Annotated in this window: 25 protein-coding genes; 4 read left to right on the top strand and 21 right to left on the bottom strand. The window is 27.9% G+C overall.

Features of this window, described 5'->3' with window-relative positions; genetic code table 11:
• Positions 1–291 precede the first annotated feature (291 nt).
• Complete coding sequence (locus KGF41_RS10370; protein WP_227856622.1) at positions 292–1,806, top strand: recombinase family protein; 1,515 nt, start codon at positions 292–294, stop codon at positions 1,804–1,806.
• A gap of 25 nt (positions 1,807–1,831) precedes the next feature.
• Positions 1,832–2,116, top strand: coding sequence for a sigma-70 family RNA polymerase sigma factor (locus tag KGF41_RS10365; RefSeq protein WP_413906970.1), 285 nt, complete (start codon positions 1,832–1,834; stop codon positions 2,114–2,116).
• Positions 2,117–2,215: 99 nt separating this feature from the next.
• Here KGF41_RS10365 and KGF41_RS10360 read toward each other — a convergent pair whose 3' ends face one another.
• The 17 genes from KGF41_RS10360 to KGF41_RS10280 form a co-directional block, all read right to left on the bottom strand.
• Positions 2,216–3,880 (bottom strand): peptidoglycan D,D-transpeptidase FtsI family protein, encoded by a 1,665-nt coding sequence (locus tag KGF41_RS10360; protein ID WP_227827137.1) that lies wholly within the window; start codon positions 3,878–3,880, stop codon positions 2,216–2,218.
• 71 nt (positions 3,881–3,951) lie between these two features.
• Positions 3,952–5,199, bottom strand: coding sequence for a peptidase U32 family protein (locus tag KGF41_RS10355; protein ID WP_227856621.1), 1,248 nt, complete (start codon positions 5,197–5,199; stop codon positions 3,952–3,954).
• Positions 5,186–5,860, bottom strand: a complete 675-nt coding sequence (locus KGF41_RS10350) for an O-methyltransferase (protein WP_227827135.1) — start codon at positions 5,858–5,860, stop codon at positions 5,186–5,188. Before KGF41_RS10350 ends, KGF41_RS10355 begins: the two co-directional genes overlap by 14 nt.
• 171 nt (positions 5,861–6,031) lie before the next feature.
• A complete protein-coding gene (gene mltG, locus KGF41_RS10345) occupies positions 6,032–7,111 on the bottom strand; it encodes an endolytic transglycosylase MltG (RefSeq protein WP_227827134.1) in 1,080 nt (359 codons plus the stop codon).
• A gap of 226 nt (positions 7,112–7,337) precedes the next feature.
• Complete coding sequence (locus tag KGF41_RS10340) at positions 7,338–8,663, bottom strand: pyrimidine-nucleoside phosphorylase (RefSeq protein ID WP_227856620.1); 1,326 nt, start codon at positions 8,661–8,663, stop codon at positions 7,338–7,340.
• Between the two features lie 186 nt (positions 8,664–8,849).
• The gene (locus KGF41_RS10335) at positions 8,850–9,662 is read right to left on the bottom strand and encodes a purine-nucleoside phosphorylase (RefSeq protein ID WP_227827132.1); all 813 of its coding nucleotides are present in this window, start codon (positions 9,660–9,662) and stop codon (positions 8,850–8,852) included.
• A gap of 69 nt (positions 9,663–9,731) precedes the next feature.
• Positions 9,732–10,904 carry a phosphopentomutase gene (locus tag KGF41_RS10330; RefSeq protein WP_227827131.1) on the bottom strand — a complete coding sequence of 391 codons (1,173 nt, stop codon included), beginning with the start codon at positions 10,902–10,904 and terminating at the stop codon, positions 9,732–9,734.
• 41 nt (positions 10,905–10,945) lie between these two features.
• Entirely contained in the window at positions 10,946–11,860 is a 915-nt protein-coding gene (locus KGF41_RS10325) for a tyrosine-type recombinase/integrase (RefSeq protein WP_227827130.1), read from the bottom strand.
• Positions 11,861–11,871: 11 nt separating this feature from the next.
• The gene (locus KGF41_RS10320; RefSeq protein WP_227827129.1) at positions 11,872–12,477 is read right to left on the bottom strand and encodes a stage II sporulation protein M; all 606 of its coding nucleotides are present in this window, start codon (positions 12,475–12,477) and stop codon (positions 11,872–11,874) included.
• A 68-nt stretch (positions 12,478–12,545) separates the two neighbouring features.
• Complete coding sequence (locus tag KGF41_RS10315) at positions 12,546–13,082, bottom strand: NUDIX hydrolase (protein WP_227434140.1); 537 nt, start codon at positions 13,080–13,082, stop codon at positions 12,546–12,548.
• A gap of 1 nt (position 13,083) precedes the next feature.
• Entirely contained in the window at positions 13,084–14,151 is a 1,068-nt protein-coding gene (locus tag KGF41_RS10310) for a DUF3866 family protein (RefSeq protein WP_227827128.1), read from the bottom strand.
• 4 nt (positions 14,152–14,155) lie between these two features.
• Complete coding sequence (locus KGF41_RS10305; RefSeq protein WP_227827127.1) at positions 14,156–14,980, bottom strand: glycosyl transferase; 825 nt, start codon at positions 14,978–14,980, stop codon at positions 14,156–14,158.
• A 7-nt stretch (positions 14,981–14,987) separates the two neighbouring features.
• Positions 14,988–15,680 carry a glycosyltransferase family 2 protein gene (locus KGF41_RS10300; protein ID WP_227827126.1) on the bottom strand — a complete coding sequence of 231 codons (693 nt, stop codon included), beginning with the start codon at positions 15,678–15,680 and terminating at the stop codon, positions 14,988–14,990.
• Positions 15,681–15,703: 23 nt separating this feature from the next.
• The gene (locus KGF41_RS10295) at positions 15,704–16,579 is read right to left on the bottom strand and encodes a copper transporter (RefSeq protein WP_227827125.1); all 876 of its coding nucleotides are present in this window, start codon (positions 16,577–16,579) and stop codon (positions 15,704–15,706) included.
• Positions 16,580–16,596: 17 nt separating this feature from the next.
• On the bottom strand, positions 16,597–17,718 hold the full coding sequence (gene steA / locus KGF41_RS10290) for a putative cytokinetic ring protein SteA (RefSeq protein ID WP_227827124.1): 1,122 nt from the start codon (positions 17,716–17,718) through the stop codon (positions 16,597–16,599).
• A gap of 408 nt (positions 17,719–18,126) precedes the next feature.
• A complete protein-coding gene (spo0A, locus tag KGF41_RS10285) occupies positions 18,127–18,951 on the bottom strand; it encodes a sporulation transcription factor Spo0A (RefSeq protein ID WP_227827123.1) in 825 nt (274 codons plus the stop codon).
• Positions 18,952–19,093: 142 nt separating this feature from the next.
• The gene (locus tag KGF41_RS10280) at positions 19,094–20,155 is read right to left on the bottom strand and encodes a SpoIVB peptidase S55 domain-containing protein (protein WP_227827122.1); all 1,062 of its coding nucleotides are present in this window, start codon (positions 20,153–20,155) and stop codon (positions 19,094–19,096) included.
• A gap of 160 nt (positions 20,156–20,315) precedes the next feature.
• Between KGF41_RS10280 and KGF41_RS10275 the strand changes: the two genes are divergently transcribed.
• Positions 20,316–20,756 (top strand): GNAT family N-acetyltransferase, encoded by a 441-nt coding sequence (locus tag KGF41_RS10275; RefSeq protein WP_227827121.1) that lies wholly within the window; start codon positions 20,316–20,318, stop codon positions 20,754–20,756.
• A 60-nt stretch (positions 20,757–20,816) separates the two neighbouring features.
• Positions 20,817–21,308 carry a GNAT family N-acetyltransferase gene (locus tag KGF41_RS10270; protein ID WP_227827120.1) on the top strand — a complete coding sequence of 164 codons (492 nt, stop codon included), beginning with the start codon at positions 20,817–20,819 and terminating at the stop codon, positions 21,306–21,308.
• 79 nt (positions 21,309–21,387) lie between these two features.
• On the opposite strand, the gene KGF41_RS10265 is transcribed toward KGF41_RS10270, so the two are convergent.
• From KGF41_RS10265 to dxs, 4 genes are all read right to left on the bottom strand, one after another.
• Complete coding sequence (locus tag KGF41_RS10265) at positions 21,388–22,254, bottom strand: hypothetical protein (RefSeq protein ID WP_227827119.1); 867 nt, start codon at positions 22,252–22,254, stop codon at positions 21,388–21,390.
• A gap of 214 nt (positions 22,255–22,468) precedes the next feature.
• On the bottom strand, positions 22,469–24,148 hold the full coding sequence (recN, locus tag KGF41_RS10260; protein ID WP_227841978.1) for a DNA repair protein RecN: 1,680 nt from the start codon (positions 24,146–24,148) through the stop codon (positions 22,469–22,471).
• A 19-nt stretch (positions 24,149–24,167) separates the two neighbouring features.
• Positions 24,168–24,980, bottom strand: coding sequence for a TlyA family RNA methyltransferase (locus KGF41_RS10255; protein ID WP_227827117.1), 813 nt, complete (start codon positions 24,978–24,980; stop codon positions 24,168–24,170).
• Positions 24,981–25,099: 119 nt separating this feature from the next.
• Positions 25,100–26,959, bottom strand: a complete 1,860-nt coding sequence (gene dxs / locus KGF41_RS10250; RefSeq protein WP_227841979.1) for a 1-deoxy-D-xylulose-5-phosphate synthase — start codon at positions 26,957–26,959, stop codon at positions 25,100–25,102.
• Positions 26,960–26,970 lie beyond the last annotated feature (11 nt).

Genomic DNA, 26,970 nt, shown 5'->3' with positions numbered 1-26,970 from the left:
TAATTATATTTTTTAGTCATTATATGAAACTATATTAATAATACCATAAAATTCAGACTATATAGTATAATATAATTAGTTATACATAACTATAAAAATGTGGGTGATGAGATGTTAAAAGTAGCACTTTATACGTGTTTAGTACAGAAGAACAAATTTTAGCATAAGAACACAAATAGAGGCTTTAAAACAGTATTCTAAGGATAATGATTTTAACATAGTTAATTAATACATTGATAAAGGTTTTACAGTGAAGTATTATAATATACCTAAGGAGTGTGATTACTTATTATGAGCATTGCTATATACTTAAGAAAATCTCGTGCTGATGAAGAAGCAGAAAAACAAGGAGAATTTGAAACTTTAAGTAGACATAAATCTACTCTATTAAAACTAGCAAAAGAACAAAACTTAGATGTAATTGAGATAAAAGAAGAATTAGTTTCTGGTGAAAGTATAATACATAGACCAAAAATGATTGAACTCCTAAAAGAAGTTGAAGAAAATAAATACGATGCAGTTCTAGTAATGGACTTAGACAGACTTGGTCGTGGAGACATGAAAGACCAAGGTATCATACTAGAAACTTTTAAGGAAAGCAAAACCAAAATCATCACACCTAGAAAAACATATGACTTAACAGATGAATTTGATGAAGAGTATTCAGAGTTTGAAGCATTTATGGCAAGAAAAGAACTAAAACTTATATCTAGACGTATGCAAAGAGGTAGAATAAAATCAGTTGAAGAAGGCAATTTCATAGGTACTTCTGCTCCATTTGGATATGATGCTGTAACAACAGGCAGAAAAGAAAGAATACTTGTACCAAATAAAGATGCTGATGTAGTTAGAACTATCTTTGACTTATATATTAATGAAGATATGGGTTGTAGTAAAATATCAAAATACCTAAATAACTTAGGCATTAAAACTGCTACAGGTGCTAATTGGTACAATTCTGCAATTACAAATATAATAAAAAATAAGGTCTACTGTGGCTACATTCAGTGGCAAAAAAAGGACTATAAAAAATCTAAAAATCCAAATAAAATAAAAACAGTTAAACTAAGACCTAAAGATGAATGGATTGAAGCAAAAGGAAAGCATGAACCTTTAATAAGTGAAATAACATGGAAAAAGGCTCAAAATATACTAAAAAAAAATGGTCATGTCAGCTATGGTAATCAAATAAAAAATCCACTTGCAGGAATAGTGATTTGCAAAAATTGTGGTAGACCATTAGTATATAGACCATATGCAGACCACGACTATATAATTTGTTATCATCCTGGCTGTAATAAAAGTTCTCGCTTTGAATTTATTGAAGCTGCTATTTTAAAATCTTTGGAAGACACTGTAAAAAAATATCAATTAAAAGCATCTGATATAGATTTAGATAAAAATAATAAAGACAGTAATATAGAATTTCAAAAGAGAGTCTTAAAAGGATTAGAAACTGAATTAAAAGAATTAGGCAAGCAAAAAAATAAGTTATATGATTTATTAGAACGAGGAATATATGATGAAGATACATTTATTGAAAGGTCCAATAATATAAGTTCAAGAACTGAGGAAATTAAAGATTCAATCAAAACAGTAAAAAATAAATTAAATTCAGTTAAAAAAGACAATGCTAAAATAATAGAAGATATTAAAACTGTGTTATCACTTTACCATGATTCAGATTCCCTTGGAAAAAATAAACTCCTAAAATCTGTAATTGATAAAGCAGTTTATTATAAGTCCAAAGAACAAAAACTGGATTCTTTTGAATTAATGGTTCATTTGAAATTACATGAAGACTAGTAATACCAATAACATATAAAGCGTAGTGTGTAATGAAATAAGTCTTTTAGATATACTTGGTACAGATGTCAATTATGTTCTTGATGAAGTGGAGTTAAAAGTTCAGGTTGGAAAACTATATGAACAACTTAATAAAATCCTTACTCCTCGAGAAAGAGAAATTGTCCAGTTAAGATACGGGTTAACTCCTTATGGGTATAAAACTCAAAGAGAAATAGCACAAAGACTTGATATCTCTAGATCATATGTGTCCAGAATCGAAAAAAAAGCTCTTAAAAAACTAGAAAAAGAGCTTGTTCAAGAAAATTAATATTATATTTTTAAAAGGATATATCGTATAACATTAGTCAAAACAACTTACTTAAAAATTAAAATTACGATATATCCTTAAATTTTATAATACATGACTTTATTTTATACTTTCACATATTTCTTTAAATATAGGTATTGCTGATTTACTTTCCTTTTGAGTCCCTTCTACTAGCACAGTTATTACGTACTTAGGTCTTTTCTCTGGATAAAATCCGGTTATCCAACCATGATCTATTGGCTTTTTATTCAGACTACTTTGAGCTGTACCAGTTTTTACCCCACATCCTCCTTCTAAATCCTTTAAGACTTTAGCTGTCCCAACTTTAGAAACAGACTTCATAATTTCTTTTACTTGTGTACACACATAAGGAGAAATAATTTCTTCCTTTTTTGAAGACTTATAAGTTTTTATTGTCTTCATATCATTATTTACAAGACTTTTATATAAATATAATGGTTCAAATGTTCCATTATTAGCTATTATCTGGGTCATTTGATTTATTTGGAGTGGTGTAAATTCTATATTTTCTTGCCCTATAGCTAAATTACGTATTGATATATTTTTTGGAGCTTCTCTAATTCGTTCTTCATCAAGACCAATATCAACCTTTTCAAATAAATGCAATTTCTCAGCAGACTTTAATATCTTCTCTTTACCAACTTTCATTGCTATATCTAAAAATGCTGGATTACATGAATTAGAAAAAGTTTGCTGTAAGGATTGAAGACCATGCCCATCTAGTTTATTGCATCGTAATATTTCATTACTATTTCCGACTTTAGTTTTCCCTTTACAATTATAGGTATAATTCTCATCTACAACTCCATTTTCAAGTGCAGAAAATAGGACTACCATCTTAAACACAGAACCTGGCGGATATGTCGATTTTATGACTCTATTTTCAAATTCTCCATTTTTACTCTTTAAACTCTTTGCTATGTTATTTTGGTCAAAATTAGGTCTAGAACACATAGCAATAATTTCACCTGTAGATACATCTGAAATCACTGCTGCTGTTGGATTTTCTTCTTTATTTAGTATTTGCTCTAAATTTTTTTGAATATCATAATCAATAGTAGTTTTTAAATGTTTATCTTTATCTTTTTCATCAACTGTTTTTACACTTCCCTTTAAAATATTTAGAGATTTTTCGTTTCCTGCATCCCCTGCTTTAAAAGCACTTATATATTTTTCATTTGAGTTTCTAAGTACACTATCCATACTTTTTTCTATTCCCAATTGACCTGATTTATCATCATCTTTTATATAACCTATTGTATGTGATAACAAACCATCCTGTGAATATCGCATAGTCTTTTCTTCTAGCATTATCCCATTTTTCTCAAGCTGTTTTTTCATGCTATTATCAATATTTTCAGTCTGAATTTGTATTATGGGATTCGCCAATTGTTCTTGTATAATTTTATATATTTCCAAATCATCCATCTTAGTAGCCTTCTTAACAAGTTCTAGTATTTTATAGTTGTTATTTAATTTTTCTTTCTCAACAACTAAAAGCTGAACTTTACTTGTATCTGTAAGTTTCTTATTATTTCTATCATAAATTATGCCTCGTCCACTATTTAACTCTACTTTCTCAACACTCTGTGATTCAACATTTCTTTTGTACTTATCACCTTTTAATACCTGTATATCAACTAGCCTATAGATTAAACCACTATAAATTATTAAAATTACAGTAAATATATACCAGCTTCTCTTTCCCACTTTTTTCAAAAATGGAGTCTTCTTTTTTGACATGAAATCACCCCTTAGATAATTTCATTATTGACAATTTCTAAGGGGCTAATACTATTTTTATTAAATTTTTATTACTCTTCAACTTTTTCTTCTATAACTTTTCTAAGCATATAATCTTTCTCAACTTTTACAGATAGTTTTAAATTAACTATCTGTCTAGGGTGAGGAGCTGATTCTATAGGCTCTCCTTCTTCATTGTACATTTCTTCTATTTTAGTAAACATAGTTTCTTTATATGGTCCCATAACTTCTATTTCATCACCAACACACATTTTATTTCTCTGTTCAACTACAATAATCCCATTTTCATCCTCTGTCTCTCTAACTATACCTATAAAATCATAGTTTCTAACATATGATGCTGATTGATAATTTTGGTCTTCTGTTGTTGGTTTATTCAAGTAAAAACCTGATGTGAAATGTCTATGGCTACCTTTCTTTAACTCTTCCATCCAAATAGGATTAAATTTCCAGTTCTCAGGGTCCTTATAAAATTCATCTATTGCCATTCTATATGCTCTTACAACTGTTGCAACATAATATGATGTCTTCATTCTTCCTTCTATTTTTAAGCTTGTTATACCAGATTTAATTAATTCTGGTATGTATTCTATCATACACAAATCTTTTGAGTTAAAAAAGAATGTGCCTCTTTCATCTTCATATATAGGGAAATATTCTCCTGGTCTTTTTTCTTCAACTAAATGATATTGCCATCTACAAGATTGAGCACAAGAACCTTTGTTTGCATCTCTTCCAGTCATATAATTACTTATCAAACATCTTCCTGAATAAGAAATACACATAGCTCCATGCATAAAAGCTTCTATATCCATATCTAAAGGTGTCTTAGCTCTTATTTCAGATATTTCATCAAATGATAATTCTCTTGCCACTACAACTCTTTTTATTCCATGTTCATACCAAAAATTGGCACTAAGATAATTAGTTGTATTTGCTTGTGTACTTAAATGTATTTCCATATTTGGAATTACTTTTTTAATTACACTAAGAACACCTGGGTCAGCTATTATAACTGCATCTATTCCTATCTCTTCTAACTCCAATAAATAAGCTTCTAATTGTAGAAAATCTTCATTGTGAGGGATTATATTTACTGTTACAAATACCTTTTTCCCTCTCTCATGTGCAAAAGCTACACCTTCTGCCATATCTTCTTTACTAAAGTTTTTTGCAGCAGACCTCATTCCAAAGATTTCTCCACCTATATAAACAGCATCTGCTCCATATGTTATAGCTATTTTTAATCTCTCCAAATCACCTGCTGGAGCTAAAAGTTCAACTTTATTTAATTCCATCTACGTCACCTCTTTTACTTTCTTTATAACTTAATGCTACACCATCTCCTATTGGTATCAATGATGTACTCAAATAATCACAATTACATATATAATCTAAATAATTTCTCATTCTTTTTACTATGGTTTTCTTTCTTCTTACAACAAAATCATCATGTGCAACCATTCCTTTATATAAAATATTATCAGAAACTAATAATCCGCCATCTTTTAGTTTATCTATAACTAAATCAAAGAATAGCTTGTATTGACCTTTTGCTGCATCTATAAATATAAGGTCAAATTCACCTTGGATTTGACTCAATTTTTCTTCTGCATCTCCTTCTAGTATAGTTATGTTATTTTCAAAACCAGCTAATTTTATATTTTCTTTTGCTTTTTCTATCATTTTTTCGCTTCTTTCAACAGTTATTATATCTGCATCTTTTCCTATGATTGTTGCAAAGAAAATAGAGGAATAACCAATTGCACACCCTACTTCTAAAACTCTTTTTGGCTTTTGAATCTTTAATAAAACTTTTAATAAATCTGAAACTTCTTTGTGTATTATAGGAACACTATTTTCCTCAGCATAAATTTCCAAATCTTTTAAAAGTCCTTCTTTTTCCTTTAATGTTACTCTTATATAATCTTCAACCAAGTCATTAACTATATTACTCATAAAAACACTCCCTAAAATAATAAACATTAAAATTTTGTCTTAATTTATTATTTTTTAAATTCATATTGCTCTGTATATTTACACTTTCTTTATTATAAATCTAAGAATAACAATTTTCAATAAAAAAGCCCAACATTATTCTTACCCTGTTAGACTTTTTATAATAATTGTTTATTTTTTGGTATTTTCATTATTTGTTGTTTTTGTATCTTTACCTTGTTTATCTCTCGCTTCCTTGTACTCTTTAACATATTTTAAATGGTCTTGATAGTTTGTACTATAGTTATTTCCTCCATCAATCTTTGCTACAAAATACAAGTAATCTGTTTTATCTGGGTAAAGTGCTGCCTCAATAGATTTTATACCAGGATTTGATATTGGTGTAGGAGGTAATCCTTTGTTTTTGTAACTATTATATGGTGAATCAATTTTTAAATCATTATAAGTTACAATTTTCTTTCTTTCTTCAAATATATATTGTATTGTTGCATCTGATTGAAGAGGCATACCTACTTTAAGTCTATTGTAAAATACACTTGCTATTATTGGTCTATCTTTATCAAGTACAGCTTCTTTTTCAATTATTGAAGCCATCTCCATTACTTCTTGAAGAGTCATCTTTGAGTCTTTTTGTTTCTTTTTAAATTTGTCTGTATATTTACTATCAAACACCCTCAACATTTCACTTAAAATATCTTCCTCTGATTGTTTCTTTGAATTAAAATAATAAGTTTCTGGATACAAAAATCCCTCTAAAGAAGTTATTCCATCTTCTTTCAAGAATTCAAACTTGTCATAAAACTCTTTAGGTTTTTTTATTAGATTTTCAAAAGTGGTTTTATCTCCTAAATTTTTATTTACTAATATTGATATAATTTCTTTAGATGTAGAACCTTCTGGAATAGTTACTTTTACACCATCATGATATATTTTTCCTGAAGCTAAAAGGCTTATTATATCATTATTTGAATACGATTGATTAAGTAAATATGTTCCTGATTTTATAGATGGAGCCTTATTACTCACTTTTACTATCAATTTAAACAATAATTCATTTTTTATTAATTTATTTTCATATAGTATGTCAGATATTTTTCCAACTGATGCTCCACTTGGAATTTCAATAATTACATCTTCTTTGTTATTTTTATCATAAGGACCTATTTGCATAGACACAAATATACCTACCACAACAATTAAAATAACAACTATTAATGCTACTATTTTCAATCTATTTTTTTTAAAATTCATAATATAATCTACTCCTTATGTATATTTGTCCATTTTCTATTATAAAGCTAAGCACTGTAATTTTCAATCATCTTGTCGAATAAACTTATTTATATTATAAAAAAATACTTTAAAATATATTTTTATTATTATATATTTATTACTTCTCAAGCTTTTCAAAAAAATAAAAAGCCTAACACTATTTTTGACATGTTAGGCTTTTTATAATCACTTTTTCTAAAATTTTCTAAAACTTTTTAATTTCATCTTTAGTTACAATACCATATACTAATTTATTTTTTTCTATTTTTTCATCTACAATAGAATATGAATTGACGAATCTATCCTTTGCTAATGTAAGTTTTTTATCATCATCATAGTACATATATGCTAAAACTTCACCTTCTTTTACATAATCTCCAACTTTTTTTTCTAAAATTATTCCTGCTGATAAATCTAGAATATCATCTTTAGTTTCTCTACCAGCTCCAAGAATCATAGCTGATATGCCTATATCTTCTGCTTTAATCTTACTTATATATCCAGATTTATCTGATTTGATTGGATACTTATACTTTGATTCTTTAAATAAAGAATAATCATCAACTATATCTTTATTTCCACCTTGATTTTCTATGAACTCTTTAAGTTTATCTATGGCTCTACCAGATTTTATTGATTCTCGTATCTTTTCAATGCCATCATCAAAATTACATGCAACTTTTGCTAAAACTAGCATATATGCTCCTAAAACTTCACATAATTCAACAAGGTCTTTTGGTCCATTTCCTTTTAAAGTTTCAATTGCTTCTATAACCTCTAAAGAGTTACCAACAGCAAATCCTAAAGGTTCATCCATATCTGTCACAATTCCTATGGTATCTTTATTCATACCAACACCTATATCAACCATAGCCTTTGCCAATTCAAAAGACTCCTCTAAAGTCTTCATGAATGCTCCACTTCCAGTTTTCACATCTAATACGATTGCATCAGCTCCTGAAGCTAGCTTTTTAGACATTACACTAGATGCTATCAATGATATATTATCTACAGTTGCTGTAACATCCCTAAGAGCATATATTTTTTTATCTGCAATTGCTACCTTTGCACTTTGACCACAAACTGCTATTTTATGCTTATTTACAGAATCGATAAATTTGTTTATATCCATTTCTGTAGAAAAACCTGATATAGCTTCCAATTTATCAATAGTTCCTCCAGTATGTCCAAGACCTCTGCCAGACATTTTTGCAACAGGTGCTCCACATGAAGCAACTAAAGGTATAAGAGCTATTGTAGTCTTATCTCCGACACCACCCGTACTGTGTTTATCTACTTTTATACCCTCGATATCTGATAGCTCTATCATATCACCAGAGTGCATCATTGCTTCTGTAAGATATACAGTCTCTTGTTTATTCATCTTATTTAAATAAACAGACATTAATAGTGCAGAAGCCTGATAGTCAGGTATATCTCCTTTAGAATAGTTTTCTATAAAGTAATTTATCTCTTCTTTACTAAGTTCTAAATTATCTCTCTTTTTTTTTATAATATCATACATTCTCATACTTGAAATCTCCATTCTAATCTGTAATAATGTAAATAGATTTTTAAATTTATAAATATATTTATATATTATAATATTATAAAAAACTGTCTCTTATTAGAAATACTTTTCTATATCAAGACAGCTCATTATTAATTATTTTCAAATTGTACATTGTCTATTTTATAATAAATTTACTTAAATCCTCTATAAATTCTTAACTGTGCTCTTAACTAAGTTCAAAAATTCTGATTTAACTTTTTGAGTAGTTTGTATAACTTCTTCATGACTTAATGGTTGATTTAAAATACCAGCAGCCATATTAGTTATACAAGATATACCAATAACATCAATATTAGAATGTGCTGCTACTATAACTTCTGGAACTGTTGACATTCCAACTGCATCAGCCCCCAATATTTGAGCCATTCTTACTTCTGCTGGTGTTTCATAATTAGGTCCACTAAAGAACATATATACACCTTCTTTTACATCTATATTGTATTCTTTAGCACACTCTTTAACTATATCTACATATTTACATGAATAGGCATCTGACATATCTGGAAATCTATCTCCAAGTCTATCATCATTTTTTCCTACTAATGGATTACTCCCACTAAAATTTATATGGTCTCTTATAATCATCAAATCCCCTGGTTTAAATTGTTTATTTACGCCACCAGCAGCATTAGTTACTACAAGAATTTCGACTCCAAGAGCTTTCATAACTCTAACTGGAAAAGTAGCTTCTTTTTGAGAATAACCTTCATAATAATGAAATCTTCCCTGCATAGCAATTACTTCTTTTCCTGCAAGCTTTCCAATAACAAGTTGCCCAGCATGTCCTTCTACTGTTGAAACAGGGAAATTTGGAATTTCGCTATATTTAATTATGACAGAATCTTCTATATCATTTGCTAAATCACCAAGTCCAGAACCTAATATCAGACCAATCTTAGGTTTTATATTAATTTTAGAATTTATAAATTTACTACTTTGTTCTATCTTTTCAAACATTCCAATCCCTCCATTCATTCTATTAAGCTAATTTTTATTACTTTAATATAGTTATTTTCTATTTAATATTTAAAATAAATCTGTTTTAAAACTCACTCCATGTTTAGGCAATTTTACATCCAGTATATCTGCAACAGTTGCTCCAATATCAGCAAAAGTATCTTTTATTCCTAAATTAAATCCTTTTTTAACCTTACTACCATAAATCATTACTGGAATATATTCTCTTGTATGGTCTGTACCTTTATATGTCGGGTCATTTCCATGGTCTGCATTAATTATAAGAATATCGTCTTCTCTCATACTGCTCATTATCTCAGGAAGTCTATTATCAAACTCTTCAAGTGCTTTCTTATATCCTTCTGGGTCTCTTCTATGACCGTATTTTGAATCAAAATCAACAAGGTTTGAATATATCAAGCCTTTATTGTCTTGTTTCATATATTTTAAAGTTTCATCTACTCCATCCATATTACTTTTAGTATGAATAGCTTCTGTAATTCCTTTACCATTAAAAATATCTTCTATTTTTCCAACAGCTAAAACTTCAAGACCTGATTCTTTTATATTATCAAGTACAGTTGGTTCAAATGGGTCTAGTGAATAATCTCTTCTATTTGAAGTTCTAACAAATTCACCTGTTTTTTTACCTATAAATGGTCTAGCAATTACTCTAGCAACTGCATTATCACCCATCATTATTTCTCTAGCTATTTTACACATACTGTACAACTCTTCTAATGGAATCACTTCTTCATTAGCTGCTATTTGAAATACACTATCAGCTGAAGTATATACTATTACATCTCCAGTTTTTATTTGATGTTCTCCATATTCATCAATTATCACAGTACCTGAAGCTGGCTTATTTCCTACTACTTTTCTTCCAGTTTTTTTCTCAAACTCTTCTATAATTTCTTTTGAAAATCCATGCTCAAATGTTTTAAAGGGTTTATCAACTATTATCCCAGTCATTTCCCAGTGACCAGTAGTAGTATCTTTTCCTTGAGACATTTCCTTACATTTTCCAAAACATCCTATTGGCTCTTTTTCATCTTCAAAAAAATCTACACCATCTATATTTCCTATACCTAATTTTATCATATTAGGAATTTGTATATCTGGATATTCTTTAAATATATTTCCAAGAGTACTTACATCCTTACTGTCTCCAAAATTTTCAGCGTCAGGTAATGCTCCTATTCCAACACTATCAATTACAATCCAAATTACTCTGCTCATATAAATATGCTCCTTTTAAATTATAAAATTTGCTATACAGTCTATTTAGCTTCTACTTTTTGTAACTCTATATCAATATCATTTCTAGGATGTTTTTCTTTTATTTCTCTTCTCACGTTTTTATCTATGTGGTTTAAATATACTTGTAAACTAGACAAGTTAACATTTCCTAAGATTTTACTTACAACAGCAATGTTAGCACCTTCATTCAAAAGGTGAATCGCAAATGAATGTCTAAGCATTGTAGGATTTATGTTTTTATCTATATTAGCTAAATTAGAATATTTTTTTATAACTTTCCAAAGACCTTGTCGTGTAAACCTTTGTCCTAATGAACTTACAAATAATGACTTTTCACCTTCTACAGCTATTTTAGGTCTTGCTTCTTTTAAATATTTCTCTAAATAAAGTTTTGTAATATCACAGAGTGGTATAACTCTTTGACTTTTACAACATGAACTACAATATATATAGTCAATATCCAAGTCAACATCGTCTACATTCATATCTACTAGTTCTGATACTTTTATACCTGTACCATATAATACTTCAAAAATAGCCTTGTCCCTAATTAATTTAGGTGTTGTTAACTTAGGAAAATTTAATAATCTTTCAATTTCTTCTTCTGTAAGTATATTTATATTTTCTTTTTTTACCTTAGGTTTTTTTATATCCTTTGCAGGATTATTTGTACATACATGATTTAAAAATAAATAATCATGAAAAGATTTTATAGATGATATCATCCTTGCTATTGTAGCTATTGATACATTATCTTTTTCCAACTTTATTAAATAACTTATAATATCATTTTCTACTATATCTACTAGTTTAATGCTTTTTTGATTTATATATTCCATATATTTTTTTATATCCATAAAGTATGATGCCACTGTGTTTTCTGATAATTTTTTTTTATCTTTTATGTAATCTATATATTCCTCTATAATATCCATTATAAACTCCTTTATTTAACTAGGAACTTAATAATACCAATACTTACAGTATTTAATATTAATTGCAACCCCAATGATAGTGCTATTATAATTATAATATTTAGTATGTACCTCTTAATTAAAAACTGCATATTTCTTCTATTTTTCTTTTTAAATTCATAAACCATCTCTTTAAAATAGCTTAAACTAATTAATGTTAATATGATTGCACATGGAATAATAACCAAATTTTTAAATAATATTATTAAAATCATTTTTGCACTCTTAAGTTTTAATGCCAATATAAAACTATTTATTGTATATCCAATTGACATTCCCTTTAACACAAAAATTACTAATACTGCTGGAATTGTTACTACAAATAGGCTTAATAGAGCTATCGAGCCCATAAATATTGTATCTGATTTTAAATTTTGTAGAACTGTATCTTTTACATTTATATTCAGATTATAATACTCTACAGCAGGATTTATATTGTTTAAAATATTATCACTAGAACCTGGTAATATTTTATTTATATAGGACCCAATAACAATAGACATCATAAACAACAATCCTATAATAATTATTTGTCTATTTAATTCTCTAAAATCATTTTTTCTATATGTTTTTCTCAATTTTATTCCCCCTTGTCCTTTATAAAATAATATGCTGTAGGACAAGGGGTTATTCATTTTTATAAATATTAATTTTTAAACATATCTTTTACTAATAATAATCCAATAGAAGTTTTTGCATCCTCAACGTCATTTTTTAATACCATATTATAGGCTTCTTCAAGCTCAACTTCGTAAACATCTAAAAATTCATCTGCATCTAGATTATTTTCTCCTGGAGTAAGACCTGTTGCCAAATATACAAACATTATCTCATTAGAAAAACCTGCTGAAGTGAAAAATTTATGTATTAGTTTAATATTTTTTGCACTATATCCAGTTTCTTCTTTTAACTCCCTCTCAGCACATTCTTTGGGACTTTCATTTTTTTCTAACTTACCAGCTGGAATTTCAAAAATTGGTTTTTCTATAGGTTTTCTAAATTGCTTCACTAATACAACTTTATTATCATCTGTAATTGCAACTATTCCTACTGCACCACCAACTTCTACTAATTCCCTTTTTTGATATCCTTGTCCTGGAATTTCAACAGTATCGACCTTTAAAGTAATTACCTTACCTGTATAAACTCTATCACTACTAATAGTTTTTTCTTCTAATACCATCTTAAACCTCCATTAAGTAATATGCTGCTGTACTTGCAGCTTTGAAAAATGCCTCATCTTGCTCATAGTTTCTTCCCATACTTTTTACTTTTAGATTAAAATAGTCTAAATCCTCTTTCGTTTTATTATTATCTATATAAATTATATTATGCTTTTTATCCAAACCACTAGATTTAACTTGTTCTTTTATAAATTTTAATTTTTCATCATCATATATAGTTATTGGTATATCTATATTTACATTTACAATTTCTTCAAATACAGTCATACTATGATGTGAAATACCTTGATGTCTTTCTCGTTTGTCAGCAAAACTAATTCTTGGAATTGCTATTGCTCTTCCTCCAAGCTTTATTACAGCATCAAGAATTGGACCTTGTTCAATTCCTGTAAATCCATATTTAGTACCTGTACCAGCTATTCCTGGCCCCATACTTACAAATACTACATCGGCTTTTAATATTTCTTTTGCTGTAATCAATGCAGTGTATATATTTATACACTCATAGTCTCCCCCAAATGCATTTCCTATAGTTATTGTACTATCTATTAATTTTTTTCCTTTTAAAGTGTCTACATTTTTACTTAAATAAATTGGAAGAGATGCCCCGTCAGTCATTATATATACTAATTTCTTATTAGGGTTATTTCTTTTAAATGAAGCTGCAAATGGAGTTAACATGCTATGAAGAGTCCCTACTACTACAGGAAGGTCTTCTAACTCTGTAAAATCACCAAATTTATCATGATAAATGCTTTCTTGTTCCTCAACAGAATCTACCTTTATTTGAAGTGGTGTATATCTAAGTTTCATTATATGACCACCTTCAATTAAACTAGATTCTAAATTGTTTAAATTAGTTATTACAAAATGGTATCCACCAGTTCCTAGACTTAGCTCTACTGCTGTTGTATTTAAAACTACTTCGTCTCCTATATATACTACCCCAGATAGTTTTGGATAATTATATGCTCTTTGTATTTCTCCATTTATATTTACTCTTATATCATCCAGCGTTTCAGTTTGACTTACAATTGATTCAACAATCCCCACTCTTTTGCTTATCATAATGCTACCTTCCCAACTTATCTATAAAATTTAATAATTTATTTTTTTCTATTATTTTAGTCAATGAGTATTTTTCAGTAAATATATGCATAATAACTACAAATATTAACCATCCCAGTCTGATATTAAATGGATATCCAAAAGAAATTAAAATTCCAATAGACATTCCAAGAACATTTGAACCAGTATCTCCCATCATTGCTCTTGCCTTTAAATCATAATTAAAGTATGCAAGCACATTTGGAACTATAAGTAGTGGAAGAACTTGAATAAATCCTGTCAATGTTAAAAATACAATCACCATTATAAATAAATATGCTTTTATTGCTCTTCCTGGTCTTAAATCTAAAAGATTCATTAAATTAGTTGATAGAGCTATTATTAATGTATTTACTATTATATCTATTATGTCTTTTGATATAGACACAGAAACTATAAGTCCTACAAATCCACCAAACAACGCCTTAAAGCCTCCAGTTGTAAGACTTCCCTTGAATAAACTTTTAAAGTGACCTTTTAGACCACTTACATCTCTATTTCCAATAACATCATCTAGTATTCCTGCAAAAAACATGGATATCATGCCAAACATAAACATAAATATATATGCTAAATCTATATATTCTGTAGTAAAAAATGCAAGTATTATTCCATTAATCACAAGCATAGGTAAAAATACAATTCCCATACTTACTGGTATCATATCTTTATTGTAGTTTGGTCTAAGTATATTTCCATTTATCAATAAATTTTTAAATAGTGGTATTGCAGCATAGGTTCCAAATAATCCTGTTAATAATAAAATGGTATAAAGTATATAATCTTTCACTAAGATATTACCTCCATTCTTTCTTTTTTTGTCCTAAAACCTTTTTTATATGATAATACTGCTTACCTCTATGAACAAATCCTTTTAAATTTCTGCCAGTTTCATTATGAGTCATGTTTACTAATACTTCTTTAATTTTAAAACCATACTTTAGTATATCAATCGTCATTCCAACTTCAACACCATATCCAAAAGGTATTTCATCAAATTTTTCTAAAACTTCTCTTTTAAATATTCTTTGACCTGACAGAGTTGCATCTAGCTCAACTCCTGTCATCTCAAAAACAGAATTTTTAGCTAAACCTTTTACAAATCCCAGACCTCCTTTTTTCTTTGCAGGAGGAAACTTTGCTATAGTAACATCAGCTTCACCATTTAATATTGGTACAATTAACTTTTCAATTTCTTTAGCAGAACTGCCTAAATCTCCATCCAAAAATCCTATAATATTTGCACTTTTCATTGATACTTTAAGCCCATAGTTTAAAGCATATCCTTTACCTCTGTTTTTATCTAACTTAAAAAATTTAATCTTTTCATTCTTTAATTCAGATACAACCTTAGCAGTATTATCTGTTGAACCATCATCTACAACTACTATTTCATTTATTTCTTTAATTCCAACTATACTTTCTAATGTATAGTTTATTCTACTTTCTTCATTATAAGCTGGTATTATTATACTTATATAAGAATCCATTTTTTCTCTCCTTAAAATTATTTCTATTTAATAGATGGCAACAATGAAGTTGCAGTATCTAATCTACCAAAATTACCAACTATATTACCTTGTTGTAAAAGCATAGCTAGAGATACACTTCCTACACCTTCATCTATATTATCTATAGTTGCAACTTTATTTTTAGAATATAATTCTACATAAGAAGTTTTAACTCCTGTATTTTGAACTTCTACTAAATATTTATTTTCTGATTTTATTTTTGAAACTAAAAATTTTTCTATTTTGTCAAATTGTTTTGTCTTATCTTTTGCATCATTTCCACCAGCGATTACAACAGATTCATATTTTAGATATGTGTCACCAATAGAGTTAAATTTTATTACATCTAGTTCTTGAAGATATGTTAAAATGTCACTTGCATCTTCCTTTTTCAAAGTATCAATTATATAATTAACTGCATCATTTGTATTTTTAATTTCTGCACCTAATTTACTTGAGATTTCTTTTAATTTTTCTGGATTTGTTATATTTTCTTTTAACACTATGTTAAATGCAACACTACCATTAGACTTGTTTATTATATCTTCTATATTTTTTGTATAATCATCATTTTCATTAGCTGATATTATTCCTATACTTTTTCCACTTAATGAACCAATTAAAACCTTGTCCACATTTTTATTTATAAAATTAATTGCTTCTTCATAATCTTTATTTACCTTTGCTAAATCTACATCAAGTTTATCATTTTTTTCTTTTAAAATATTAAATTTATCATCCAAGTCATTTATTATATTTGCTTGTTGCTCACTTAATTGTTGATTATTATTTAAATTAAATCCTACTAACATGCCTATACCCAAAGCTATAAATATAGCACCAATAGTGACTATATAATATTTCATATTAATATGCATATTTATCCTCCTAAAATTTACATCTGTAATAATACTTTAAATTTCAATTGCATTAACTGTATAAATTGTTGAACTCCTGGTGACAATGATGCAACTACCAACACAGGAAATAAGGCTGTTGCTATTAATGCCCATATGTACTTTATCTTTAGCTTACTTCTATATAACAAGTTAACTCCTTTAGCATCTATAAGCTTAGAACCTATCTTTAGTCTAACTAAAAAAGTACTTGCCATTCCCTTTCTTCCTTTTTCAAGGAAATCAATCATATTTGAATGTGTACCCACTGCTACTATTAACTCTGCTTTATACTCATATGCAATAAGCATAGCTATATCTTCACTAGTTCCTGGTGCAGGAAATACAACTGCATCTAAACCTAGTTCTTGAACTCTCTTAAGGCCTGGCGCTCTACCATCTGTATAAGCATGTACTACTATTTCACTAGCTTTTTTTAAAGCTTCATCGCTTACACTATCCATGTCTCCTACAATTACATCTGGAGTATATCCAAACTCAATTAAAGCATCTGCGCCTCCATCAACACCAACTAGAACAGGTTTTACCTCTTCTATGTATGAAAGCATTGTACTTAAATCTTCTTTATAGTCCTGACCTCTTACAACTATTAATACATGCTTATTTGCATAATTAGTTTGTACTTTTGGAATTTCTACTTCACCAAGTATAAATCCTTTTTCTTTTTTAGCATAATCTATAGTATTGTCTATAAATCTATCTAATTCTACGGCTAAGTTTTCATAAGCAGCCTTTATTTGATACGAAACTTCATACTTATCTAAAACTTCACCTGCACCTAAAAATTGTCCTTCTCTATATATCTTTCCATCTATAACTTCTATAGTCTGTCCTTCTTTTAATTCTTCAAATAATTCTTCTCCAATATTATCAATTATTAAGATATTATTCTCAGTTAATATTCCTGGACCTTTATTAGGATATCTACCACTTATAGAAGGCGCCGCATTTATGACAAGTTTTATTTTGGCTTCTACCAAAGAGTTTGCAGCAACTTCATCTATGTCTATATGATTTATAACTGCTATTTCCCCACTTTCAACTCTTTTAGCAAGCTTTTTAGTTTTTCGATCTACTTTTATAGGGGCCTCGACTCTCATTTTTAAACCTCCACTATCATTATTAAAATCACATTATATTATAGCATTACTTAACAATAAAATAAATGTTTTAAGTTTGTCCTACATCTTTAATCCTTATAACACTATATTTTATGATTTTTTTATTTAACATTTTTTACAATATACTTTAAAAATTAATGTTTCAACTTGTTAAGGTATGTTTTTATATTAAAAAACAAGTCAGTATTAATCTACAATTGACAAAGGTACATACTATGGCCATAGTATAATAAAATTATATTAAACAAATAATAAAGAAAAAATAAAGTTTTTATTATATATTAAAACAGCAAAACGGTATAACCCTATTGGTTATACCGTTTTGCTGTTTGTAATGCATATTTATTGCCAATACCTTTATTAAAAGGTCTTACTTTTTCTGTCTATTTATTTAACCATACTATGTTCTAATCTTAATTTATCAGCAATCATTGCTATAAATTCTGAATTAGTTGGTTTTCCTTTAGTATTGTGTACCGTATATCCAAATAGTTGATTTATTGTGTCAACTTTTCCTCTACTCCATGCAACTTCTATAGCATGTCTTATTGCTCTCTCAACTCTACTTGGTGTTGTATTGAATTTTTTAGCTATACTTGGATATAACTCTTTTGTTACTGCACCTAAAAGTTCAACATTCTCAATGACCATTTTTATAGCTTCTCTTAGATATAAATATCCTTTTATATGAGCTGGTACTCCTATTTCATGTATTATATTCGTGATTTCTGTTTCTATGTTACCTACATTTTTAACAAAATCACTTCTTGTCATTTGAGTTTCTTGAACTGGTCTAGGCTTTGGCTCTACTTGAGTAACTCTATTAGAAACTAGTTCTCTAATTCTGTTTATAAACACAACAAAATCAAACGGCTTTACTATGTAGTAATCTGCTCCTAGATTTATTGCGCTTTGAGTTATCTTATCTTGACCTACTGCTGATAGTACTATTATTTTTGGCATTTTAGGTATATCCATAGTATTTAATTTTTCAATTACACCTAATCCATCCAGATGCGGCATTATTACGTCTAATATTAATAAATCTGGTTGTGTCTTTTTTACTAAATCTAATGCTTCAATCCCATCTTTAGCTATGCCTAATATTTCGATATCATCCTCATTAGACAAATACTCTTTTAATACCTGACAAAAATCCTTATTGTCGTCTGCTAAAACTATTTTGATTTTTTCCACTAAAAATCCCCCCATTAAAAAACATCTTCTTATTACAGAAAACTAAACTTTTTACACAAATTGCTTCCTAATTATCTACTCTAAAGCATATTCGACACTTCAAAATTATATTCCTCCTAGATAAGTGATAAAATAATAAAATTTTTTAATGCCTCACCTACAATTTTATCATTTCATCTATAAAAATACCATATCCTTTTTTCGGATTATCTCTAAAAACATGAGTTATTGCACCAATAATTTTATTATTTTGTATTATTGGAGCCCCACTCATCCCTTGTACAATCCCCCCTGTGTATTCCAATAACTTATTATCTACAACTTTTATTACCATATCTCTATAATTTCCTTTATCATATACTATACTTTCTATTTTTATATCATAGCTTGTTATATTTTTGTTTTTGTCTTCAAAAAGAATTATTGCATCCCCTATTTTTACATCTTGAGGTCTTCCAACCTCAATTAATTGTAATTCTTTATTTGCTAAATTAAATTCTTTATTTTGTTTTTCTGTAATATTACCACTTATACCTAATTCTGAGTTATTCGAAAAATTTCCCATCAGATTACCATCATTAAAATCCCCTTTTATTCTACCTACTTTTTCATTACTGGCTTTTACTATTTTTAGTTTTTCTGGTTTATATATATAGCCTTGCTTAATCTTTAATAGTTCATTAGTGTCCGAATCTTTTATAGCATGACCAATTGCTTTAAATTTTTCCATATTAGGGTCATAAAAAGTCATAGTTCCAATTCCAGATATCTTATCTCTTACCCATAATCCAAGTTTATAATTACCATTTTCTTTTTTAGTTTCTATTGTCTCTGTTTTATATTTATTTTTTCTTTCAAAAGTCACTTCTATTTTACTTTTTTTAGCTTCATTTAAAATCTTTGATACATCCTGACTATCTTTTATTTTTTTATTATCTATTTTTACTATATTGTCGCCAATCTGTATGCCTCCAATATAATCTACATCCTCTTCCTCGTATCCTAAAACCAATACACCATCTGTATTTGCTTTCACTCCAATTATATTTCCAAGTGGATATACATATTTTTTATCATGATTCTTAATTGTAAAAGTTTCTATTGGGGTCTCATTATTCGTATTACAATTTTTATTTTGAAAAATTATAACCATCATAAAAATCGATACAGCTCCTAATATTATCCAAATATTTTTGAAATTCTTATTTATTTTGTTCATATATTCATCTACTCCTATGCTGTATTATTATGTATTTATAATTCCTTTTTCGTAAAAATTTATTCATTTAAAAACCTCGTTGTATATCTTACTAAGTGCTTTTTAGCCTATAATATGGTAGTATTATATTGTAGTAAAAAGTTTGAAGGGCGGTAATATTTTGAAATTAAATGTAAGAATTGCAGACATAAATAATTGGCATTATTTAGTCAATTTGTCTGTAGATAAAAATCAATTAGATTATATAGAAAGCAATGCACTTTCTATTGCTGAGTCTAAGTTTATAACAGCTTGGATACCTGTTGGAATATATGATGACAATATACTGATAGGATTTGCTATGTACGGTCGCCTAGAAGATGACAGAGTTTGGCTTGATAGATTCATGATTGACTCAAAGTATCAAGGCAAAGGGTATGGAAAAGCATCCTTAAATTTCCTTATAAATCATCTTAAAAATGAATATAATTGTAATGAGTTATACCTTAGTATATTCGATAACAACAAAATGGCTATTGGACTTTACAAAAGCTTTGGATTTGAGTTTAATGGAGAACTTGACTATGGTGGAGAAAAGGTAATGGTATTAAAATTTAATTGATATTAACAAAAATATATACCTATCAAGGAGGTGAAGTCATTATATAAATATATTTATATAATGATAAACAAAATGACTCAAAATGTAATTTTAAAATTTGTCGAAGCAAATGATTTAGAAAATCTTGAAAATGTAAAGATTTTATTTACTGAATATTCAAATTCATTGAATATAGATTTGTGTTTCCAAGACTTTAATAATGAATTAAAAACACTTCCAGGAAAATATGAAAAACCTTCAGGTTCATTAATACTAGCATTTGTTGATGAAAATTTAGCAGGTTGTGTTGCATTAAAAAAACTTGAAGATAAAGTATGTGAATTAAAAAGGTTATATGTAAGAGATAAATTTAGAGGACTTAAAATAGGAAAAATATTATTAGAAGAAATCGTAGAAGAAGCTAAAAAGATTGGATATACATATATGAGACTAGATACTCTTCCAAGCATGAAAAGTGCTCAAGGTTTATACGAAAAAATTGGTTTTTATGATATAGACCCTTACACTTATAATCCAATTGAAGGGGCTAGATACATGGAGTTAAAATTATAAATAAAAAAATAGAGTATAAATAAAATTATATATATTTTATTTATACTCTATTTTACTGATTAAATTATTTTGAATATATTTATTTCTCTAAGTCTTCCAAACCAATACTTATATCTTCAGTTATATCTTTTATATATTCTACGCCATTATTGTATGTAAGCTTTGCTTTAATATAAATTATATCATCAATATCCTTTTTAGGAAAAGTAGCCTCATAATTTACTTGCTTTCTATCTATATTATCATCTTCACTATCATTTGATACTTTATCAGACTTCGCTTTATATACAGTATCTCCTTTACCTTCATTTACAATAATATCTACATTTTTTAACTTGATATTATTATAAACTTTATTTTTTGATTTTTCACTTTCATGATTAAATAGATTGCTGTTTTCCAATATTTCAATAAAGTATTCCTTGTTGTCCCTTATTCCATAATTAAATACAGGTGGTTCAGGCATATAATCAGACTTAGTCAATTTTTGAACATCTGAGCTTTCAGATATTGTACCACTTGTAACTACTTTATAATCATATTCACTACCTGTAGTTATTTTTATTTCACAAATATATGATAATTCTCCATGCTTTGTCATCTCAATCTCATTCCATTTATCACTATCTGCTTTATACATAAAGAAAACTTTTCCATCCTTACCAAGTTTACTCAACTGTGTATCCACATCAATTACACATTCGTCTTTTTCTAATTTTTTAACTTTTAAATCAATGCTTTTTGTTATATAACTTTTGGACATTTCCTCATTAATTGTATTGCTAATGTCTGACTTAGTATTCATAATTTCTCGTGATAAATAATCTAATTTATCATTAGAAGTGTTAAGATTATTTTTGATACTATTAATAGCTAATAAAATATACCCTAATACTATAATAACTATGATTATAAAAATTAAGTACATAGTATTTTTTTTATTCATTTAATATCCCCCCACTACTACCTTAATACATAATATTATACTCAAAAACTTAAAATTTTTACAGTTACAAGTTTATACAAGATTTATTTAAATTATAATTTTTATTTATTTTTGATATCCAGATTAAATATTTTAAAATATTTTCATCATAAAAAATAGATGTAAAGTATTCAGATAAAATATTCTCTACATCTATTTAAAATAAACTTTTTCACTAACATTTTTTGGCCATTTCAATAATTTCGCTTGCATGTTCTATAGTTTTTTCTGTTATATTATTACCTGCTATAAGTCTTGCAATTTCATTTTTTCTTTGAGATTGATTTAATTTCTTGACATTTGTAAATGTTCTATTATTTGAAGTATCTTTTTCTATACAATAATGAGTATCTGCATTTGCAGCAATTTGAGGTAAATGAGTTATACATATTATTTGTTTTTTCTTTGCTATATCACTCAATTTCTCACCAACAATTTGTGCAGCTATACCACTTATCCCTGTATCTATTTCATCAAACACTAAAGTATCTATATCATCTATATCAGCCAATATAGTCTTAAATGCCAACATAAATCTAGACATTTCACCACCTGATGCAACTTTATATATAGGTTTGATATCTTCCCCTAAATTGAAAGATATCATAAACTCAATATCATCTATTCCATTTATGGTAAATGAACTTTCTTCAAAATTAACTTTGAACATTACATTTTTCATATTTAAACTTTTTAATTCATCAAGAAGTATTTCCTCTAATTGAATTGCCACTTTATTTCTTGCTTTAGTCAATTTGATGGCTTTTATTTTTAGCTCTTCTTCTATTTTTATTAATTGATTTTTTAGTTGTTCAACTCTTTCATCTCTATTTAATATCTCATCCAATCTATCTTTTGTCTTTTCATAATATTCAAATATAGCTTCTATACTATCTCCATATTTTCTTCTTAAGTTATTAATCTCATCAATTCTAAGTTCAATCTGTTCCAATTCATAAGGCTCAAAATCTATATTATCTTTGTAATTTCTTATATCACTAGATATATCTTGTAGTTCATACATTATTCTTTCTATAGTTTCACTGTATTCACTTAAAACACTGTCATATTTAGATATATCATTAAGCTCTTTAGATGCAATACCTATCAAGTCAATGACATTATACTCACCATTATGTAATTTACTATAACTTAAGTTTAAATTATTATATATCTTTTCACTATTTCTATACACATCTCTTTGCTTTAATAAATCTTCATATTCATTTTTATTTAAATTTGCAGCCTCAATTTCATTTATTTGAAATCTTAATAAATCTATTTCTCGTTGAATCTGCATATCATCCTTATTTTCTGTTAAAGAATTCAAAGCTCTTTTTACTTCACTATATTTGTAATACACTTTTCTATAATCAGCTTTAAACTTATCTAGTTCATTTTCTCCAAATAAGTCTAGAAATTTTAAGTGTGTATCCTTATTGAATAAAGCTTGATTTTGATGTTGACCATGTATATCTATAAGTGTAGATGCAATTTCCTTTAGAAAAGATACTTTAACAGTCCTTCCATTTACTCTAGCAGTACTTTTCCCATCTGAATATATCAATCTAGTTATAACCAATAAATTATCATCTTCTATACTTATATCATTTTCATCTAATACTTTTTTTAGATATACGTTATCTGAGAAAAATATAGCTTCAACAAGTCCCTTATCTGTACCTTTTCTTAGAAAAGACCTATCATATTTCTCACCTAGACAAAGCCCAAGTGCATCTATTATTATAGATTTTCCTGAACCAGTTTCACCTGTAAGTATATTTAAGTTTTTATCAATACCCAGCCTTAGTTCTTCAACTAAGGCACAATTTTTCATATATAATTCGAGGATCAAGTCTAAGCCCCCTTTTATTCTATTTCTCTAAATTATGAGAAGCCTCAACAACTTCTACTATTTTTTTGTCATACATATCACTATCAAATTCATATCCTTCATTTCCATTTTTTAAATGAATTAAATATTCTATATTTCCTTCTGGACCCTTAATTGGAGAAAAATCCAACCCTAAAATTTCAAATCCATTTTGTACTGAAAAATCAGAAATCATTTTTATAACTTCTATATGTGTAGATTTTTCTCTAACTACACCTTTCTTGCCTACCTTTTCTCTTCCTGCTTCAAATTGAGGTTTTATCAAGGCTACAATTTCTCCATTATGAATAACTAATTCTTTTGCTTTTGGAAGTACTAGTTTCAATGATATAAAAGATACATCAATTGATGCAAAATCTGCAAATTGTTTTGTATTTTCTATTGTTACATTCCTTATGTTTGTTCTTTCCATACAAACAACTCTATCATCTTGTCTCAATTTCCACGCAAGCTGACCATAACCAACATCAATGGAAAATACTTTTATAGCTCCATTTTTTAGCATACAGTCTGTAAAACCACCTGTAGATGCTCCTATATCCATACACACTTTTCCATCAATAGTTAAGTCGAAGTTTTTCATTGCTTTTTCAAGCTTTAGCCCACCCCTACTAACATATGGTATTGGATTTCCTTTTACTTCTATAGCACACTCCTCTTTTACTTCTGTACCTGCCTTATCACATCTTTGATTATCAACAAAAACTAGCCCAGCCATTATTGCTTTTTTAGCTCTTTCTCTACTCTCAAAATGTCCTTGCTCTACTAACAATAAATCTATTCTTTTCTTCATAAAATTACCTTTCTGTTAAAAGCTACTTTAATATTGACTAAAGTAGCTTAAAGTAACACACTCGATATTTATTCTAAGTGACAAATTTTAAATTTTATATTAAATTGAATCAATATTATTTATACTAACTTTCTTATTTTATCAGCAATGCACTTTGGCGATAATCCTACAAAATTATATAGTTCATCTGCATTGCCATGTTTTATAAACTCTTCTGGTATTGCTATATTAAGTATATTTACTTTATATCCATTATCTATAATAAATCTACTTATTCTACTTCCAAACCCACCAGTAATAACATTATCTTCTACTGTAACTACATTTTTATGATTCTTAAATAAAGCATGCAACAGCTCTTCATCCATTGGCTTTAAAAATCTAGCATTAACTATTGTTGGATTTATACCTTCTTCTAATAATATTTCTTTAGCTTCTAGAGCATGTTTCACCATATTTCCAATAGAAAGTATGACTGTATCTTGTCCATCATCTAATATCTCATATTTACCTAACTTAATTTCTTTGTATTCTCCTTTATTTAGATAGTAACTATTTCCTCTTGGATATCTAATTGCCAATGGAGAATCCAATTTTAATGATAAATCCATCATAAGTTCCATTTCTCTTGTATCTTTTGGAGCCATTACTACAATATTTGGAATAGAATTTAAGTAACTTAAATCAAACATACCATGATGAGTTTCACCATCATTTCCAACTAGGCCAGCTCTATCTATAAGAAAAGTAACTGGTTTTTTTGTTATACATACATCATGAATAACTTGGTCATATGCTCTTTGCAAAAATGACGAATATACAGCAAAATAAGGCTTCATACCATTTTTTGCAAGACCTGCCGCAAACCCTGTTGCATGTTGTTCAGCTATACCAACATCATAATATCTTTTCGGGTAAGCACTTTCAAATAAGTTTAATCCTGTCCCAGATGGCATTGCAGCTGTTATTGCTACTATTTCTTTGTTTTTGCTAGCCATCTCAACTAATTTTTCACCAACACTGGTTGACATAGACTTAACTTTAGAAGATGTTACGCCTGTCTTTATATCAAACTTTGATACTCCATGATATTTATCAGGTTGTTCCTCTGCAAATTTATATCCTTTTCCTTTTTTTGTAATAACATGTAAAAGTACAGGTCCTTTTTTATGTTTAGCTTTTCTAAGTGTTTCTATTAATTCTTTAGTATTATGACCATCTATAGGACCATAATATTTTATACCTAATGAATCAAAAAATGAACAATCTTGAGGAGAAAAACTATATATTAATTTATCCTTAAATCTATGTGCAGTCTTAGATAAAATTTCACCTGTCGATGTAACATTTAAAATTTTATCAACTTCATCTGTCATTTTAACAACTGTTGAATTTCTTATAATACTTGATAGATATTTAGACATTCCACCAACATTTTTATCTATGGACATCTCATTATCATTAAGAATTACTATCATATTAGTATTTATATATCCCAATTGATTTAAAGCTTCAAGCGCCATACCTCCAGTTATAGAACCATCTCCAATTACAGATATAACACTATAGTTTTCTTTTTTTATATCTCTAGCACAGGCAATACCTGTTGCCACAGAAATAGATGTACTGCTATGTCCTGTGTCGAAAATATCATGAGGACTTTCACTCTCCTTTGGAAAACCACTTAGTCCATTGAATTGTCTTAAGGATACAAAACAATCTTTTCTTCCAGTAACCATTTTGTGAACATAAGACTGATGTCCTACATCCCATACGATTTTATCTTTAGGGCTGTCAAACACTTTATGAAGTGCTAATGTTAACTCAACTACACCTAAGTTAGAAGCTAAGTGTCCTCCTGTCTTGGAAACAGATTTTACTAAAAATTTTCTTATATCCTTTGCAAGTAAATCCATTTCTTCTATGCTCATATTTTTTATATCTTTTGGAGAATCTACTTTATCTAAATATTTATACATATTATCCTCAC

The sequence above is a fragment of the Clostridioides sp. ZZV14-6150 genome, assembly GCF_020657875.1.
Classification (GTDB): Bacteria; Bacillota; Clostridia; order Peptostreptococcales; family Peptostreptococcaceae; genus Clostridioides.
This window is presented reverse-complemented; position numbering and strand designations above follow the sequence as displayed.